The organism is Pelagibacterium sp. (assembly GCF_048264985.1).
GTDB lineage: Bacteria > Pseudomonadota > Alphaproteobacteria > Rhizobiales > Devosiaceae > Pelagibacterium.
Map to the genome: position 1 here is coordinate 90,104 of NZ_JBLXCL010000004.1, position 14,226 is coordinate 104,329.

The 14,226-nt window shown below is 57.7% G+C and carries 18 protein-coding genes and 1 tRNA gene; 7 read left to right on the plus strand and 12 right to left on the minus strand.

Features of this window, described 5'->3' with window-relative positions; genetic code table 11:
* Nucleotides 1–55 precede the first annotated feature (55 nt).
* The 4 genes from ACN0TA_RS13285 to gluQRS all read right to left on the minus strand — a co-directional run bounded on the left by ACN0TA_RS13285 (nucleotide 56) and on the right by gluQRS (nucleotide 2,978).
* Nucleotides 56–925: a GGDEF domain-containing protein gene (locus ACN0TA_RS13285; RefSeq protein ID WP_417583696.1), complete on the minus strand. Its 870-nt coding sequence runs from the start codon at nucleotides 923–925 to the stop codon at nucleotides 56–58.
* 97 nt (nucleotides 926–1,022) lie between these two features.
* Nucleotides 1,023–1,613, minus strand: a complete 591-nt coding sequence (locus ACN0TA_RS13290; RefSeq protein WP_417583698.1) for a cob(I)yrinic acid a,c-diamide adenosyltransferase — start codon at nucleotides 1,611–1,613, stop codon at nucleotides 1,023–1,025.
* 117 nt (nucleotides 1,614–1,730) lie between these two features.
* Nucleotides 1,731–1,928, minus strand: a complete 198-nt coding sequence (locus tag ACN0TA_RS13295; protein WP_417583700.1) for a twin transmembrane helix small protein — start codon at nucleotides 1,926–1,928, stop codon at nucleotides 1,731–1,733.
* Between the two features lie 192 nt (nucleotides 1,929–2,120).
* Nucleotides 2,121–2,978 (minus strand): tRNA glutamyl-Q(34) synthetase GluQRS, encoded by an 858-nt coding sequence (gluQRS, locus tag ACN0TA_RS13300; RefSeq protein WP_417583702.1) that lies wholly within the window; start codon nucleotides 2,976–2,978, stop codon nucleotides 2,121–2,123.
* Between gluQRS and ACN0TA_RS13305 the strand changes: the two genes are divergently transcribed.
* The 3 genes from ACN0TA_RS13305 (at nucleotide 2,977) to ACN0TA_RS13315 (ending at nucleotide 5,076) form a co-directional block, all read left to right on the plus strand.
* Nucleotides 2,977–3,672 (plus strand): DNA-3-methyladenine glycosylase family protein, encoded by a 696-nt coding sequence (locus ACN0TA_RS13305; RefSeq protein WP_417583704.1) that lies wholly within the window; start codon nucleotides 2,977–2,979, stop codon nucleotides 3,670–3,672. The two genes, gluQRS and ACN0TA_RS13305, sit on opposite strands and share 2 nt — an antisense overlap.
* A 25-nt stretch (nucleotides 3,673–3,697) precedes the next feature.
* Nucleotides 3,698–4,357, plus strand: coding sequence for an alpha/beta hydrolase (locus ACN0TA_RS13310; protein ID WP_417583706.1), 660 nt, complete (start codon nucleotides 3,698–3,700; stop codon nucleotides 4,355–4,357).
* Nucleotides 4,358–4,518: 161 nt separating this feature from the next.
* The gene (locus tag ACN0TA_RS13315; protein WP_338608960.1) at nucleotides 4,519–5,076 is read left to right on the plus strand and encodes an HNH endonuclease; all 558 of its coding nucleotides are present in this window, start codon (nucleotides 4,519–4,521) and stop codon (nucleotides 5,074–5,076) included.
* 5 nt (nucleotides 5,077–5,081) lie between these two features.
* Here ACN0TA_RS13315 and ACN0TA_RS13320 read toward each other — a convergent pair whose 3' ends face one another.
* Both ACN0TA_RS13320 and ACN0TA_RS13325 read right to left on the minus strand, forming a co-directional pair.
* On the minus strand, nucleotides 5,082–5,600 hold the full coding sequence (locus ACN0TA_RS13320; protein WP_417583708.1) for a disulfide bond formation protein B: 519 nt from the start codon (nucleotides 5,598–5,600) through the stop codon (nucleotides 5,082–5,084).
* 12 nt (nucleotides 5,601–5,612) lie between these two features.
* Nucleotides 5,613–6,194: a YqaA family protein gene (locus ACN0TA_RS13325; RefSeq protein WP_417583710.1), complete on the minus strand. Its 582-nt coding sequence runs from the start codon at nucleotides 6,192–6,194 to the stop codon at nucleotides 5,613–5,615.
* A 263-nt stretch (nucleotides 6,195–6,457) separates the two neighbouring features.
* Between ACN0TA_RS13325 and ACN0TA_RS13330 the strand changes: the two genes are divergently transcribed.
* A tRNA-Leu gene (locus tag ACN0TA_RS13330) sits at nucleotides 6,458–6,542 on the plus strand.
* Nucleotides 6,543–6,571: 29 nt separating this feature from the next.
* On the opposite strand, the gene ACN0TA_RS13335 is transcribed toward ACN0TA_RS13330, so the two are convergent.
* Nucleotides 6,572–8,053: a CHAD domain-containing protein gene (locus tag ACN0TA_RS13335; protein ID WP_417583712.1), complete on the minus strand. Its 1,482-nt coding sequence runs from the start codon at nucleotides 8,051–8,053 to the stop codon at nucleotides 6,572–6,574.
* 118 nt (nucleotides 8,054–8,171) lie between these two features.
* Complete coding sequence (locus tag ACN0TA_RS13340) at nucleotides 8,172–8,585, minus strand: winged helix-turn-helix transcriptional regulator (RefSeq protein ID WP_417583714.1); 414 nt, start codon at nucleotides 8,583–8,585, stop codon at nucleotides 8,172–8,174.
* 160 nt (nucleotides 8,586–8,745) lie between these two features.
* On the opposite strand from ACN0TA_RS13340, the gene ACN0TA_RS13345 reads away from it, so the two are divergent.
* Nucleotides 8,746–9,924, plus strand: a complete 1,179-nt coding sequence (locus tag ACN0TA_RS13345; protein ID WP_417583716.1) for a D-alanyl-D-alanine carboxypeptidase family protein — start codon at nucleotides 8,746–8,748, stop codon at nucleotides 9,922–9,924.
* Between the two features lie 24 nt (nucleotides 9,925–9,948).
* Here the strand turns inward: ACN0TA_RS13345 and ACN0TA_RS13350 are convergent, their stop codons facing one another.
* Nucleotides 9,949–10,191 (minus strand): sulfurtransferase TusA family protein, encoded by a 243-nt coding sequence (locus ACN0TA_RS13350; RefSeq protein ID WP_417583718.1) that lies wholly within the window; start codon nucleotides 10,189–10,191, stop codon nucleotides 9,949–9,951.
* A 126-nt stretch (nucleotides 10,192–10,317) separates the two neighbouring features.
* Here ACN0TA_RS13350 and ACN0TA_RS13355 point away from each other — a divergent pair, with 126 nt between their 5' ends.
* Nucleotides 10,318–10,989 carry a PilZ domain-containing protein gene (locus tag ACN0TA_RS13355; protein ID WP_417583720.1) on the plus strand — a complete coding sequence of 224 codons (672 nt, stop codon included), beginning with the start codon at nucleotides 10,318–10,320 and terminating at the stop codon, nucleotides 10,987–10,989.
* A 3-nt stretch (nucleotides 10,990–10,992) separates the two neighbouring features.
* Here the strand turns inward: ACN0TA_RS13355 and ACN0TA_RS13360 are convergent, their stop codons facing one another.
* Nucleotides 10,993–11,481, minus strand: a complete 489-nt coding sequence (locus ACN0TA_RS13360) for a CAP domain-containing protein (protein WP_417583722.1) — start codon at nucleotides 11,479–11,481, stop codon at nucleotides 10,993–10,995.
* A gap of 355 nt (nucleotides 11,482–11,836) precedes the next feature.
* Between ACN0TA_RS13360 and ACN0TA_RS13365 the strand changes: the two genes are divergently transcribed.
* Nucleotides 11,837–12,088, plus strand: a complete 252-nt coding sequence (locus tag ACN0TA_RS13365; protein ID WP_417583724.1) for a hypothetical protein — start codon at nucleotides 11,837–11,839, stop codon at nucleotides 12,086–12,088.
* A gap of 2 nt (nucleotides 12,089–12,090) precedes the next feature.
* Here ACN0TA_RS13365 and ACN0TA_RS13370 read toward each other — a convergent pair whose 3' ends face one another.
* Nucleotides 12,091–12,495, minus strand: a complete 405-nt coding sequence (locus ACN0TA_RS13370) for a hypothetical protein (RefSeq protein WP_417583726.1) — start codon at nucleotides 12,493–12,495, stop codon at nucleotides 12,091–12,093.
* A gap of 98 nt (nucleotides 12,496–12,593) precedes the next feature.
* Nucleotides 12,594–13,994 carry a class II fumarate hydratase gene (gene fumC, locus ACN0TA_RS13375; RefSeq protein ID WP_417583728.1) on the minus strand — a complete coding sequence of 467 codons (1,401 nt, stop codon included), beginning with the start codon at nucleotides 13,992–13,994 and terminating at the stop codon, nucleotides 12,594–12,596.
* Nucleotides 13,995–14,226 lie beyond the last annotated feature (232 nt).

The window sequence follows — 14,226 nt, forward strand, 5'->3', positions numbered from 1 at the left end:
AAATCGCCGCCGCCAGGAAGCGATATGAAGCCGGGCAATGGGCGCTGTATCGCTGTCAGGCGATGGCTGCAGCGTTGCGGCCGCCTTGCTTGGCTTTGTAGAGATAGGCATCGGCACGTCTGTAGGTATCGAGAAAACCCTTGTCCTGACGCCGCAGGTTGGCAGCGCCGATACTCACCGTGACCGGTTGATCCAGGCCGAACCCACTCCCATTTTCCGCTGTTACCAGCCGCAGCCGTTCAGCCACCAGAGCGACTTCGCCGCGGCTGGCCGAGGGCATAAGCACGCAGAATTCATCGCCGCCCGTGCGCACGAGATGGTCGGTGGCGCGGACGTTCTCGCTGATGATGTCGGCGGTAGTCAGGATCACCTGATCGCCGACCGCATGCCCATAGGTGTCGTTTACAGTCTTGAACTCGTCGAGATCGATGACCAGCAGGCCAAAGCTCTTGCCTGCCTTTTTATAGTCCTCGAACATGGGGATGCCATACTCGTTGAGCCAGCGCCGATTGCGCGCTCCGGTCATGTCGTCGGACAAGGCCACATCGGCAAGCCGGCCGACCTGCCTGTCGATGGTGGCGATGGCGCGCTGTACATTGGACATCAACTGACCGGCCTCGTCGGGGTGCCCCATGGGCAGGTCGGGGAAATCGCCCTGCGCCAGATAGTCGGAAAGCGCCACCGATGAGCGGCGGATCGGTTCCATCATCGCTGCCATGGCGGCGAAGGCCAGGCCCGTGCCCAAAAGTGTCGCCAGGGTCGCAACCACGAGCACACCGACGCTATCGGCCAGTTCCGATCGCGCAGCAAGAAAGCCCATCAAGCCAAGCAGTGGAATGTGGGTGGCGACAAAACAGACAAGGAAGATCTTTCCCTGGAAGCTTCCAGGCCATTTCAGCGACGCCATAAGGGAATAAAATTTCAATGTCGGGAGTCCGCTGCTGGTTCGCTCACTCGATTTTTCCGAACTCTATAGGGCAAGAACATGGCTGCATCCAGCCCACTCGACGCTGCGGCGGCCTTCAGGACTTTTCACTACCCGTGTTGCGCCCCGGTTCCCACAACACATCCTTGGTGCCGTTGCCGTTGGCAACCCGGCCAAGAACGAACAACAGGTCCGAGAGGCGGTTGAGATACCGGATGACTTCGGGATTGAGGTCAGCCTCGTCGCGTTTGGCGGAAACGCAAACCCGCTCGGCCCGCCGCGTGATGGTGCGCGCCAGGTGCAGCGCCGCCGAAAGCTGCGTGCCGCCAGGCAGGACAAACGATGTAAGCGGGGTCAGCGCCGCATTGAACGCGTCGATCTGGCCCTCGAGCCAATCGACCTGCCGCGCAGTTACCCGCAGTGCCTTGTAGGGCCGGCCATCATCGGGTCCGGGGGTCGCAAGGTCGGACCCTACATCGAAAAGATCGTTCTGGACGCGCCCAAGCGCGTGGTCGACCCGTGCCATGTCCTTGGTGGATATGCGCGCCAGCCCGATGGCCGCATTGGCCTCGTCGACAGTGCCATAGGCCTCGACCCGCAGGTCGTCCTTCTGCCGCCGCGGCCCATCGACCAGCCCCGTCGTCCCGTCATCGCCGGTCTTTGTATAAATCTTGTTGAGCTTGACCATGATTACCTGCGGTAGTTGAGCAAGACCGGAATGGAGCGCACTGTCGGCACGACCGCTCGTGGTGATCTCTGCGCGCTGCGCGCTGACCGGCCTGCTGTTTGCGTCTTCCCCATCCGCTCAGCGTTGAGGGCCGAAAAAGAAGAGCGCCGCCATCAGCAACGCGACGGCAATCGCCTGCATGATGACCCGTGCTCGCATCAGCTTTTGGCTGGTATTGCCCGACCCGCCCTTGAACATGTTGTACAGCCCCATGGCGAGAATGATCGCCACTGCGGCCACGGCAACGACGATCAGGATATTGAGGGAGGTTTCCATGGGATCGCTTTCCAATAAATGTCTTGATGCCGATATTTACGATACGGCATCACCATTGGGTCATGCCCCATTTTGTCGCCCTGCACCAGAGGCCGCAGACAGCCCGTTTCCACGATTGCGCAATCTTGGCTGAATGTCGTAACCCCGAACGCACAAGTCCACACTTTTTAGAGCCAATGTTGGCCGCAATTTTCATATCTCGAGCTGTGACCTTATGTCCGCTGGCGTGATCCCCAGCGCCCGCAGGCTTGCCAGACTTTCCGAGCCCTTGGACTTCGACAATTTCTCGGCATCGGACCCGACAAGCAAATGATGGTGACTGTAAATCGGCGCTGGCAGGCCCATAAGATGCTGTAAAACAACATGAATATCTGTCGCATCGTAGAGATCCATGCCCCGCGTTACATGTGTAATCCCCTGAATAGCGTCATCGACAACCACCGAAAGGTGGTAGCTGGTCGGGGTGTCCTTGCGCATGATCACCACATCCCCCCAACGCTCCGGCTCTGCACGGCGCGCCACCGCAGTATTCGACGGGTCCGGCATTGCTTCCTGAATCAAAAATTCCTTTTCTTCTTCAAGAACTTGCGCCATATCCAGCCGCCACTGAACCGGCACGCCTGCCCGCAGTTTCTCTTGTCTTCCGGCAGCAGATAAATGCCTGCAAGTGCCCGGATAGACCGGCGCTCCGTCCGGGTCGGTCCGCCCATCGCCGGCCGCCCGGACTTCCGCCCGTGAACAAAAGCACGGATAGAGCAAACCCTTGCTTTTCAAGCGATCTGCAGCGGCGCGGTAGTCATCGAAATGGTGCGACTGGATACGCACAGGCTCCGGCCAATCAAGCCCAAGCCATTGTAAATCCTCAAAGACCGCAGCGACAAATTCGGGTCGACACCGCGCGGTATCGATGTCTTCGATCCTGAGCACGAACGCGCCCTCCAAGGCTTTTGCCCAACGCTGTGTGTAAAGCGCCGAATAGGCATGCCCCAGATGCAAAAGCCCGTTCGGGCTTGGCGCGAAGCGGAAAATACGTTGAGATGGAACTGACATGACCAACAGCAAATCCTCTTTGAATGCCCCTACCACGCGCGCCCGTGCCACTCCAGCCCGGCTCGACAGTGCCGCCTCCCTGGCCGTTCACCTCAAGGGATTAGGCCAGCGCGATCAACGACTTGCAGCGGCAATCGAGCGCGCCGGCGACATCACCCTACGCACCTCACCATCTGGGTTTGAGGGTATGGCGCGCATCGTCTGCGGCCAGCAGCTCTCGGTTGCTTCGGCTCGCGCCATCTGGGGGCGTGTCCAGTCCCTCGGCGCCATCACGCCCGACGCCTATCTCGGGTACAACGAAGAAACACTGAGGAAAACCGGGCTTTCGCGCGGAAAGTTCGAGACAATTCGCGGCCTGGCCATTGCCATTACAGAGCAGGGTCTGGACTTTTCCAGCATCGATCAACTCGCGCCCGACGTCGCCATCGAGACCCTCACCAAACTCAAGGGTATAGGACCCTGGACCGCAGAAATTTATCTCCTCTTCTGCGCTGGCCACCCCGACATCTTCCCGGCCGGAGATCTTGCACTTCAAAAGGCCGTCGAACACGCCTTTGATCTTCCCGCTCGCCCCCTCCCCAAGGAGTTGATACCGCTGGCCGCCCAATGGTCGCCCCATCGGGGCGCCGCGGCCCTGATGTTCTGGCGCTATTTCTCGGCTATGAAGGGCTCGAACGCCTGGGATGCGCTCTGATCTTTTTGATTCTCAAGGACTATCTATGACCGACCTCGTCAAGCTTTCCGGCCCCATGCTCACCCCGACATCGGGGCCAGAAAAATCCCTTGTCGTTCTCTTGCACGGATACGGCTCTGACGGCCGCGATTTGATAGCGCTCGGGCAGTTCTGGCGCGACAGCTTCCCCGACACCATGTTCGTTGCCCCCAATGCTCCCCATGTCTGCGGCGGCAACCCTTTTGGCTACGAGTGGTTCCCGCTCGATCTCGAACGCGACAGGACACTTTCGCGCCTCACCGGCGCTGAGACCGCTCACCCGATCATTGATGGGTTCCTCGCCGACCTCTGGGCACAAACGGGCCTGGGCCCTGCTGACACCATCCTCGTCGGTTTTTCCCAAGGCGCCATGATGGCGCTCTATACCGGCTTGCGCCTAGCAGAACCCCTCAAGGGCATCGTTGCATTTTCCGGCCTTATCGTTGCGCCCGAAAAACTCGGGGCCGAAATTGCCTCAAAGCCGCCGGTACTGCTGATCCATGGGGACATGGACGATGTCGTGCCGGTGATGGGCAGCGAAGCTGCGCTGCCAAAACTGATCGACCTCGGCGTTGATGCCGGACTGCACATTTCGCAAGGCTCGGGCCATACGATCGCCCAGGATGGCCTCGACGCTGCAACCGCATTTCTGCGCAAGGCCATCTAGCGTTTGGCAGGACCGATGTTTGCAACAAAGTTCTTCACAGCCCTGTCACAAGAGGCGTAGAGTATAGCGATGGAATCGCCGGAGCGCTTCCGGCAGCGGTCAGAGCGCATTCAGGTTTGGAAGCGTGACGGGGAGGTTAAGTCCATGCCCCGGAGGATTTTGTGACAATTCACGTGTCACCTCAGGCCTGTCCCGCCCTTGTTCTGAACGCCGACTTCAGGCCGCTCAGTTACTATCCATTGTCTCTTTGGAACTGGCAGGACGCCATCAAGGCGGTGTGCCTGGATCGTGTCCACATTGTCTCCGAATACGACAAAGTCGTGCGAAGTCCGAGTTTCGAGATGCGACTGCCGAGCGTTATTTCGCTCAAAGACTACGTCCAGCCCGCCAAGTATCCTGCCTTTACCCGCTTCAATGTTTTTTTACGTGACCGGTTCCAATGCCAGTATTGCGGTTCGCGCCATGATTTGACGTTCGACCACGTTTTGCCCCGCTCGAAGGGCGGCCGTACCACTTGGGAGAATATCGTGGCTGCCTGCTCGCCCTGCAATCTGCGCAAGGCCAATCGAACGCCGCGCGAAATCGGCATGATCCCGCGACAAAAGCCGTTCCAGCCGACTGTGCATGACCTGCACAATAACGGTCGGGCCTTTCCGCCCAACTATCTTCACGATAGCTGGCTCGACTATCTCTATTGGGATATCGAACTCGAGCCCTGATCAAATCAGGCTTTGCCGCGCAACTGCCCAATGATTGCAAGGACCAGCATCACCACGATGGCTGCCGAAATGAGGACGTTAAAACCCGCCAGCGAGATTCCAAAGAATTCCCACTGAATGGCATCGCACGGCACAATACGCACATCGCTCATGTCCGAAAGCATGTCGAGACTGACAGCTTCATCACCAACCCCGGTGCAGCTTTGAGGCCCGGGCCACCAGCCCCATTCAACGCCTGCGTGATAAACGCCAACCCCGCCCCCCCAAGCGAACAATGCGGCAACGATGCCCATCAGACCCACCCGAATCGCCGTCGTCAGCTTTCTCCAGGCGATCAACGCCAACGCCAGTAGGGGCAGGCCAATATAGTAGGGCCAGCGCTGGGTCAGGCAGAGCTCACATGGATAGAGCCCGCCGATGAACTGGAATGCGAGCGCGCCGAGAATGGCGGCGAGCCCGAGAGCAAACGCGCCGCTGGCCAGGCGTTTGTCGGTTGAGGACGAAGAACGTGAGGTCTGCAACATGAGTTTGAATTCCTAGCGCAAGTAGCCAATAGCGACGAAGCCGCCGATCAGGAGCACGGTAAAAACGATAGTGACAAGACCAAGCCGCTTTTCGATGAAATCGCGGATCGGTGGCCCGAAGAAATAAAGCAGCGTGGCCACCAGAAAAAATCTCGCGCCCCTCGAGATGACTGATCCAAGTACAAAAATCGGAAGAGACAGCCCTGCGAAACCCGAGGCGATCGTGAAAACTTTGTAGGGAACGGGTGTGAACCCGGCAACGAAAACGATCAGCAGGCCATAATCTGCAAACCATTGCTGAAGCTGCTCGAAAGCTGGCCCATAGTGATAGAAGTCGATGATTGGCCGCGCCAATGGTTCGAACAGGAATGCGCCGATCAGATATCCGAAGATGCCGCCCAGGACCGAAGCTAATGTGCAGATCGTGGCATTCCACCAGGCCGTTCTGCGCTCAGCCACAACCATGGGAATCAACATTACGTCCGGTGGGAGCGGAAAGAACGAGCTTTCGGCAAAACTCACCCCGGCCAAGGCATAGGGAGCCTGACGGCTGGCGGCCATTTTCATGGCCCAATCATAAAGGCGGCGAAGCATATATAGGTCGTCCCCAACTGGCGGGCGGGCAAGCCTTGCGCCATCCGCAAACAATTTTCAATCGCGATCACGCCGGGTTGAGGGCGCATTTCGCTTTGCATGCCCACAAAAAAGAGCGCCGAAAAAATGGCCGTCAGATCGCAGACGCGCAAGCGCGGAGAAACAATGCTCTATCCGGCAAACGTATACAAAGCGCAAAGCCGTACAATTGACCGATTGACGCGGCGCAATGTTTGCCTATAGTCCGCCGCGACAAATCTGCTGCGGGTGTGGTGGAATTGGTAGACGCGCTGGATTCAAAATCCAGTTCCGAAAGGAGTGCCGGTTCGATTCCGGCCACCCGCACCATTTCTCGAAATGCGAAATGACCCTGGTGCTCAGACCCAGTACGGTCTGAGTTCGACTAGGGTGTCTCGCGCGAGTTCTGCCTTTTCCAGCATATCGGTTGCGCCTGAGCCAGAGATCACGCTCTGGGCACCTTCAGTGTCGTTCAGTCCGTTCTTGGCCAAAAGATGCGGTGCTGCAGCAAGGTCGTTGAGTGTGCCAAGCTGATCCTGCACAATTTGGAGTCTCTCGATGAAACGCCGATGGCGCTTTGCGGGCTTCTTGTCGGTATAGAGCGCCACAAAAAATTCACTGCCATACCGCAATTTCTTGGCCAGCTTGCGAACGTAATGACGACTTTCATCGTTTAGCGCGGCGAGCCCATGACTATGTTTCTTGAATTTCCGAAACAGCTTGTCGAGCCTTTCCACTGCAAACGCGCCCACTGGGTTATCGCCCTCATGGCCGCGCCACGCGCCAATCGCAACCCACTCGGCAAGATCGATCATCAGGGCACGCGCACGTGCCGAATCAAGCGTGTCTGCCAGCGCGCCATAGGCGTCATCGCGCAACCGTGAAATAGCCAACCGCAATTCATCGGATCGCGCCCTATCGTAGAGCACATCGAGATCGCGCACCGCGCCCAACGTCCCAGCCAACCACTTGAGTTCATCATTGAAATGGGAACAGCTGTCGTCGGCAAATACCGGCTTAAACAGCGTCATCGCAGATCGCAGGCGCCGCAGCCCCACTCTGGCCTGGTGCAGGGCTTCGGGCGAACGCCGACGACGCACGATATCCTCATTGAGCCGATATTGCCGCATACAGGCGCTTGCGATTGCCGCAAAGCTATCTGCAGTGCTCAAGTCGGGCGACAGCCGAATACGATCGGCCTTGGCACTTTGTGCGAGTGCATCGCGCAGGCGATAGCCGCGTTCCGATTTGGTCACAACCCCCAACCGCAGGCTGACAAGAGTATCAAGCTCGCGAGCCAGAGCAAAAAGAACACCGGCATTACCGGATTTAAGCTCAAACTCGATCTCGCAGAAATCCGCCCGCCGATCGTCCGCAGCGACCGTTCCAGTATCGATCGCCATCTCGATTAGACTTCCATCGATCGTTATTGCAACGCTCTGGCGTTCGACAGACAGCGAAAAAAGTGGCGTCAGGGCATCCAGCGTTTGGGGAGGCAAGCCGGCCAGCGGTGTGTCCAACCCCAGCTCGGGCTGTTCTGAGCCGATATCCTTTTCCCATTCCCTGCGTGAGAACAGTCCTGCGGCCGCTGCCGGTGTGGCCTTGACTGTCTGGATGTAGCCGGCGCCATCGTACCGAGTGCGCAAGGATAGCCCCGCCATGGCCAATGAGCGCGCGGGCGTATCGAAATAGACCGAGCGCAAAACGCGCTGGGTCATATCGCCCTGCGCCTCTCCCCACTGGATCGCCTGTCCCGCCGCCCGTGGATCGAGTTGTAATTTGAGTTCGATTTCCTTGCCCATCGCAAAGTCCGAAGTTTGTGGACGGTCAGTCCCGATCATTGAACGCTTTTGCTGGCAATTCGGGACGCGACTGCGCCAGAAAAAGTCGAAACGTCAAGCCCTCAGGGGAAATGTTGCAGGGCCGATAACGACATACTGTAGCCTGCCGGGGGGTGCATTATACGTTAGGCGATCGGGCGCGCTTGCTTTCGGGCTGGTCTGCATCGGCCAGGGCGCGATCAAAATTGGCACGCGCACGCGCAACGTCGTGCTGGTGCTCGGCCGCCCAATCCCAGAGCGCCCCGATGGGCCCGGTCAGTGTGCACCCCATCTCCGTCAGCGTGTATTCAACACGCGGCGGAATTTCCGCATACACGGTTCGTGTCACAAGACCATCGCGCTCGAGATTGCGCAGCGTCAGGGTCAACATGCGCTGGGAAACACCATCGATGGCACGGCGCAGTTCGGAGAACCGCATGGTGCCGCCTTTAAGCCGCTCCACCACCATCACGCTCCATTTGTCGCCAATGCGGTTAAGGATATCCCCCATCGCCGTACATACTGACGTCTTATCCGGCGCGATACTGGTCATGGCCGAAACCCTTCATGTTAGACTGAGTATATATAATACCCCTGGTTACCAAAGGGAACCCTTGAGCCAATACACCACGGCCATTGCCGCTCGAACTGGGAAAGATGTCCGGGCATTGTTCTGCCAAAATTGCCCTGTTATGCATGCATAAGATCTTTTAATGAACGAAAACGGAGTGAGCACGGTGCTGTCTATCCGGCGATTGCTATCCATTTGCGTGCTGGTTCTCGGCTCACTTGCTGTCTCCCTTGCCCAGGCGTTTGCGCTACCTCAACTGCTGATCGATATGCGCACCAACGAGGTGCTTTATGAGAACGAGGCCGGGATCCCGTGGCATCCAGCGTCGCTGACCAAGCTCATGACTGCACTCATCGCATTTGAGGCAATCGAAACGGGCCAAGCCTCGCTCTCGACCCCGGTCATCACTTCGGCCAATGCGCTTTCGGCTGCCCCGTCAAAGCTTGGACTGCCGCAAGGAACGGCCATTACGCTTGAAGACGCGCTCTATGTCCTCATTGTCAAATCGGCCAACGACATTGCCGTGGCGGTAGGTGAAACTATTGCTGGGAGTGAACCGGCGTTTGTCGAAATGATGAATGCGCGCGCGGCGATCATGGGCCTGACGGGCACACATTTCGTTAACCCTCACGGCTTGCACGATCCCGCCCAGGTGACCACGGCCCGAGACATCGCCATGATCGCACTGACGATCAAAGCGCGCTTTCCACAGTATGACGCACTGTTTTCGACGCGCACGCTCGCTTTCGGCGATACGCGCTCCCACGCCAACAATGAGCTCTTGACTGCTTTTGCCGGCACCGATGGCATGAAAACAGGCTATATCTGCGCCTCTGGCTTGAACATCGTTGCGACAGTTACGCGCGGCGGAAGACAATTGATGGCCGTAACCTTCGGTGCCAATTCATCGCGCGAACGCGGTGAAATGACTGCCCAAATGCTGTTTTCGGGCTTCGCAGGCGGATATCGCGGCACCGGGCGCACCGTAAACGCCATTGCCAATCAAGCCGGTTTGCAGCCCACAGATATGCGACCCAATATCTGCGGCGCAGGCGCTCCCGATTATTCCGAACAGCGGGCCGCCGTCTTTTCCGCCGGGCTCGACGGCCAGATTTCTTATCTGAACGATACAATCGTGCCGCCAACACACACAATTGCGACTCTTGGACGGCTGGCAAATGTGCCCCTGCCTCGTCCACGGCCCAGTGCTACACCGATTGTTGGCACAGGCATGGTCGATCAGACCTTTTCGAGTGGGTTTGGCGATGCCTCGATTATTTCGCTCACCCCCAATGGGGTTCAGCCCGCGCCTGCTCTTTGAGACTTGGCGCCTGCCAATCTCGCCTTACCCGGCAGATTCTGGATCTGGCACCTTGGTCACAACAAAGCGGATAAACGTCTTTTCGTCGTGCATTTCCAAACCATGCCCCTGCAGCTGACAGTAGAGGGGAATGTCGATGCGTGCGACAGGATCATTGGCCAGCACGGCAATCGATTCACCAGCCGAGGTGCCGGCAAGTACTTTCTCCAGCTTTAGAACCGGAAGCGGACATTTAAGGCCGCGAGCATCGATAACAGTATCACTCATCAGTTTACTCACGCATCGGCTTGGATTTGGAACACAGGCGCCATGATCATCACAAGGTCAATTTATTGGATCAAATTTTATTAAGAACTAATACTGTAAGGTGTTCTCCTCTTGGGGGAGAACACCATGACAAAGGCAAATCGATCTAAGGGCCGTGCTGAACCGGCCCGATTAGACGACCGGTTGCGATTGATGACCAATATGCCGGGGCGTTATCACCTTGAAAAATGGCCCACCACCAAAGACAAGACATCCTATTTTGCGTGCCGCGTGCAACGGATTTCTCCCGTCACCATGTCATTGGCAGCCCCGATAGGTGGCGATGTCGGCGATTGGGTCAGCGCCCATTTCGACGAGTTCGGCGTTTTGCGCGGGCAAATCACGCGGCCGATGGGATTTGGCTTCACCATGTCTCTGGCGATGCCTGACGAGGAACGCGAACGTCTGGCCTCTCACGTGCAATGGCTCGAGCAGCACAAGAATTTCGAAGTTTCGGAACACCGTCGCTATCGACGCGTCACGCCTAAAGACCCTCAGTCCACGATCATTCTTGGCGACGGCACCATGCTCGATTGCTTTGTGATCGACATCAGCATGACGGGCGCCGCCGTGTCCGCCGATATCGAAGTGAAAATCGGCATGGCCATGGCCCTGGGCACGGTGGTCGGTCGCGTCGTTCGCGTACTCGACCCTGGCTTTGCTATCGAGTTTCTGACCCGCGTTGATTTCGACGCCCTTGAGCACAAGCTTATTTGTCCACGACTGGACCTGCGCAAGCGGTTGCTCGAAGACGTCTAGTTCCTATTGCCCCAAAAGCATGACCCAATGAGTGCCATAGGCCGAATTTGGATCATAAACTGCAGCAAACCCTGCGCGTCGGGCATTAGCCTGCGCCAACACATCGGCATCAGCGGGACTGTTGCGCCAGCCTGAAAACGTCTCGGCGAAATTTGTGTAGCCTGCCGAAAGCCGCATATTGGTCACACCAGCAGGACGCGACGGCGGGTTTCCAGATCCAGCATATTGCGCAGCGACAGTTTGCGCTTGAGCATCAAGCGTAGGATCTGCAGCAAGAGGCGCGGCGCCACGGGTCGCACGGTACTGGTTGATGATCCCCAAAGCCGCCTGCCGGTCCATCTGTGCACCCGGTGCATTGATCTGCGCGACCAGCCCCGGTGCAAGCCCGCCGCCGCCGCTCGAGGGCGCGCCAGAGCAGGCTGCAAGCCCACCCAAGCAAAGAAGAGCAAGCGCAGCGGCGCTCAGCCGGGCGGGGGATAGCGCAACAATCATCGGTTCGGCCTCTTAGATCTCGTCCACAAAATGTCTATGAGCCCCAGGTTGGCGATCGGCTTGGATCGCGCTGCACATCAAGGACCGTCCCCCGGTTCGGTTTTGTCGGACCGGGGCCCGCTTTATGCACGCAACAAAGCCGCAAAATTGCGGCGTATCTCTTACCGATTCGTTAACTGAGGCCATCTGAGCGAACCAAAGCCCCTGTACAGCATTAACCATATACGTCATTGCGTATGGCAATCGTTAACAAATCGTTGCCAACTGGCACGGCGATTGCGACCTGACGATAAGATGGGCACGAGATATGTGCCAAAACGGGACATCTATCCCATTTTGAAACGGAACCGCGCAAGTGGACACGAACAGGCAGGAAAAGCGGACGATTTCGGGACAGCGTTTGCCCATGAACCTCGCCGTGCCGCGCGCATCGCAGAGCCGCGGCGCCCCGCCTGCTGCATTCCTTGCTCAACTTATCGAATCGGCCCGCGCCGGCACTTCGGCATCAGCATCACGCGAAAACCGTGCAAGTCAGTATTATCGCACGACCGAAACAAGCGATCTCAAGCGCGTCCCGACCGGCTATCGCAAATCTGTATCGGCCTGACCCTACTCAGTCCCGCCAAATTGCACATCACGCGCTGCCGCGCGGATCGAAACAGTAAACCCGGCGATGACATCAATCAGCGCCATGACCATTAGAATGAAGAATACCGATGTGGCTGCATAGCCGACCAGCAGGAATTCAACGAGGCAGATAACAAAAACAGCTGTCGAAAGCATATGATCGACAACCGAAGCATTGCCAAACCGCGTCGACTTGAGAATTTCACCAAACAGTAGCACGAGCGAGACGAGCACAAACACGTCGCCAACGCTCAATGTCCAAACTCCGCCAGACACCATCGAAATGGTCGCCAACGGCGCCATCCATGCAACGCTGTCACCAAATCCGAACAGCGCCATGACATTGTAAACGATCAAAGGCAGGGCCAGGAGCGGCGGCACGAACATCGTTGGGTTCCGTCGAACAGGTGGTCTCATGGCAGCGACACTGCCCCAATTCCCCCCATATGGCCAGAAAAAAGGCCGGTCATTGACCGGCCTTCTGCCTACGCCTTGACCGGAAGCGGTCCGACCATTTGTTCGGGTCGCACCTCGGCATCGAATTCCTCACCTGTCAGAAGCCCCAGAGCAATGGCTTCCTCACGCAATGTCGTGCCGTTCTTGTGCGCAGTCTTGGCAATCTTGGCCGCATTGTCATAGCCAATCTTGCGGTTCAGAGCAGTGACCAGCATCAGCGAGTTGTTGAGATGCTCGTTGATCTTCTTGCGGTCCGGCTCGATGCCGACTGCACAATTGTCGTTAAACGACTTGGCTGCATCGGCAAGCAACCGCACCGACTGGATGAAATTATACGCGATCACGGGCTTGTAGACGTTGAGCTCAAAATTGCCTTGGCTGGCTGCAAATCCGATTGTCGCATCATTGCCCATAACCTGCGCTACGACCATGGTCATCGCTTCGGACTGTGTGGGATTGACCTTGCCCGGCATGATCGAGGACCCCGGTTCATTCTCGGGTATTGTGATCTCGCCCAGCCCCGAGCGCGGTCCCGAAGACAGCCAGCGAACGTCGTTGGCGATCTTCATCAGTGCTGCGGCAAGTTGCTTGAGCGCGCCAGACGCCCCAACGAAGGCATCGTGACCAGCAAGCACCGCAAACTTGTTTGGCGCGGTGACGAACTCATGACCTGAAAGCGACGAAATTTCTTCGGCCACCATACGCGCATAGTCGGGGTGCGTATTGAGTCCGGTTCCCACTGCCGTTCCGCCAAGCGCCAGTTCACGCAATTGCGGCAGCGTCGCCTCGACGGCCTGCAGTGCCAGATCGATCTGGGCCACCCATCCGGAGATTTCCTGACCCAACGTCAGTGGTGTCGCGTCCTGGAGATGTGTGCGGCCGATCTTGACCACATCCATGAACGCTTGGGACTTTTTCGCCAGTGTATCGCGCAGCAGCTTGACCTTGGCAAACAGACTGTCCTCGACGATCGTAACCGCCGCGATATGCATGGCGGTTGGATAGGTGTCGTTGGAGGACTGGCTCATATTGACGTGGTCATTGGGATGGACGGGCTTCTTGCTCCCCATATCACCTCCGGCCATTTCAATGGCGCGGTTGGATATGACCTCGTTGACATTCATGTTCGACTGGGTGCCCGACCCGGTCTGCCAGACAACGAGCGGGAAATGATTATCGAGCTTGCCCGCGATCACCTCATCTGCAGCAGCAACGACAAGCTCGCACGTCGCGCTGTCCATAAGACCGAGCTGGGTGTTTGTAACCGCTGCGGCTTTCTTGAGGATACCGAAAGCATGGACGATTTCGAGCGGCATCTTTTCGCCCCCGATATCGAAATTCATCAACGAACGCGCGGTTTGTGCTCCGTAGTACTTCTCACTGTCGACCTCGATCGGGCCCATCGAGTCGGTTTCGGTCCGCGTGCTCATCAATATCCTCCGGTCTGGCTGGAGCGTTTCCAGCAAAAGCGCTTACCACCTTTGCCGTCCGGAAACGCGACACATAGTGAAGTTGGCCAATAAAAAGACCAGCCCTTTTTCAAGGACTGGCCGTAATCTGGACGGGAGTGCCCGTCAATGGCGCTTTGGTCTAAAGCGCCGTAGCTTGGCATGCTTACAAGAAAACCATGACCGGTTTCCGCCGGAAGCACGACCAGAACCT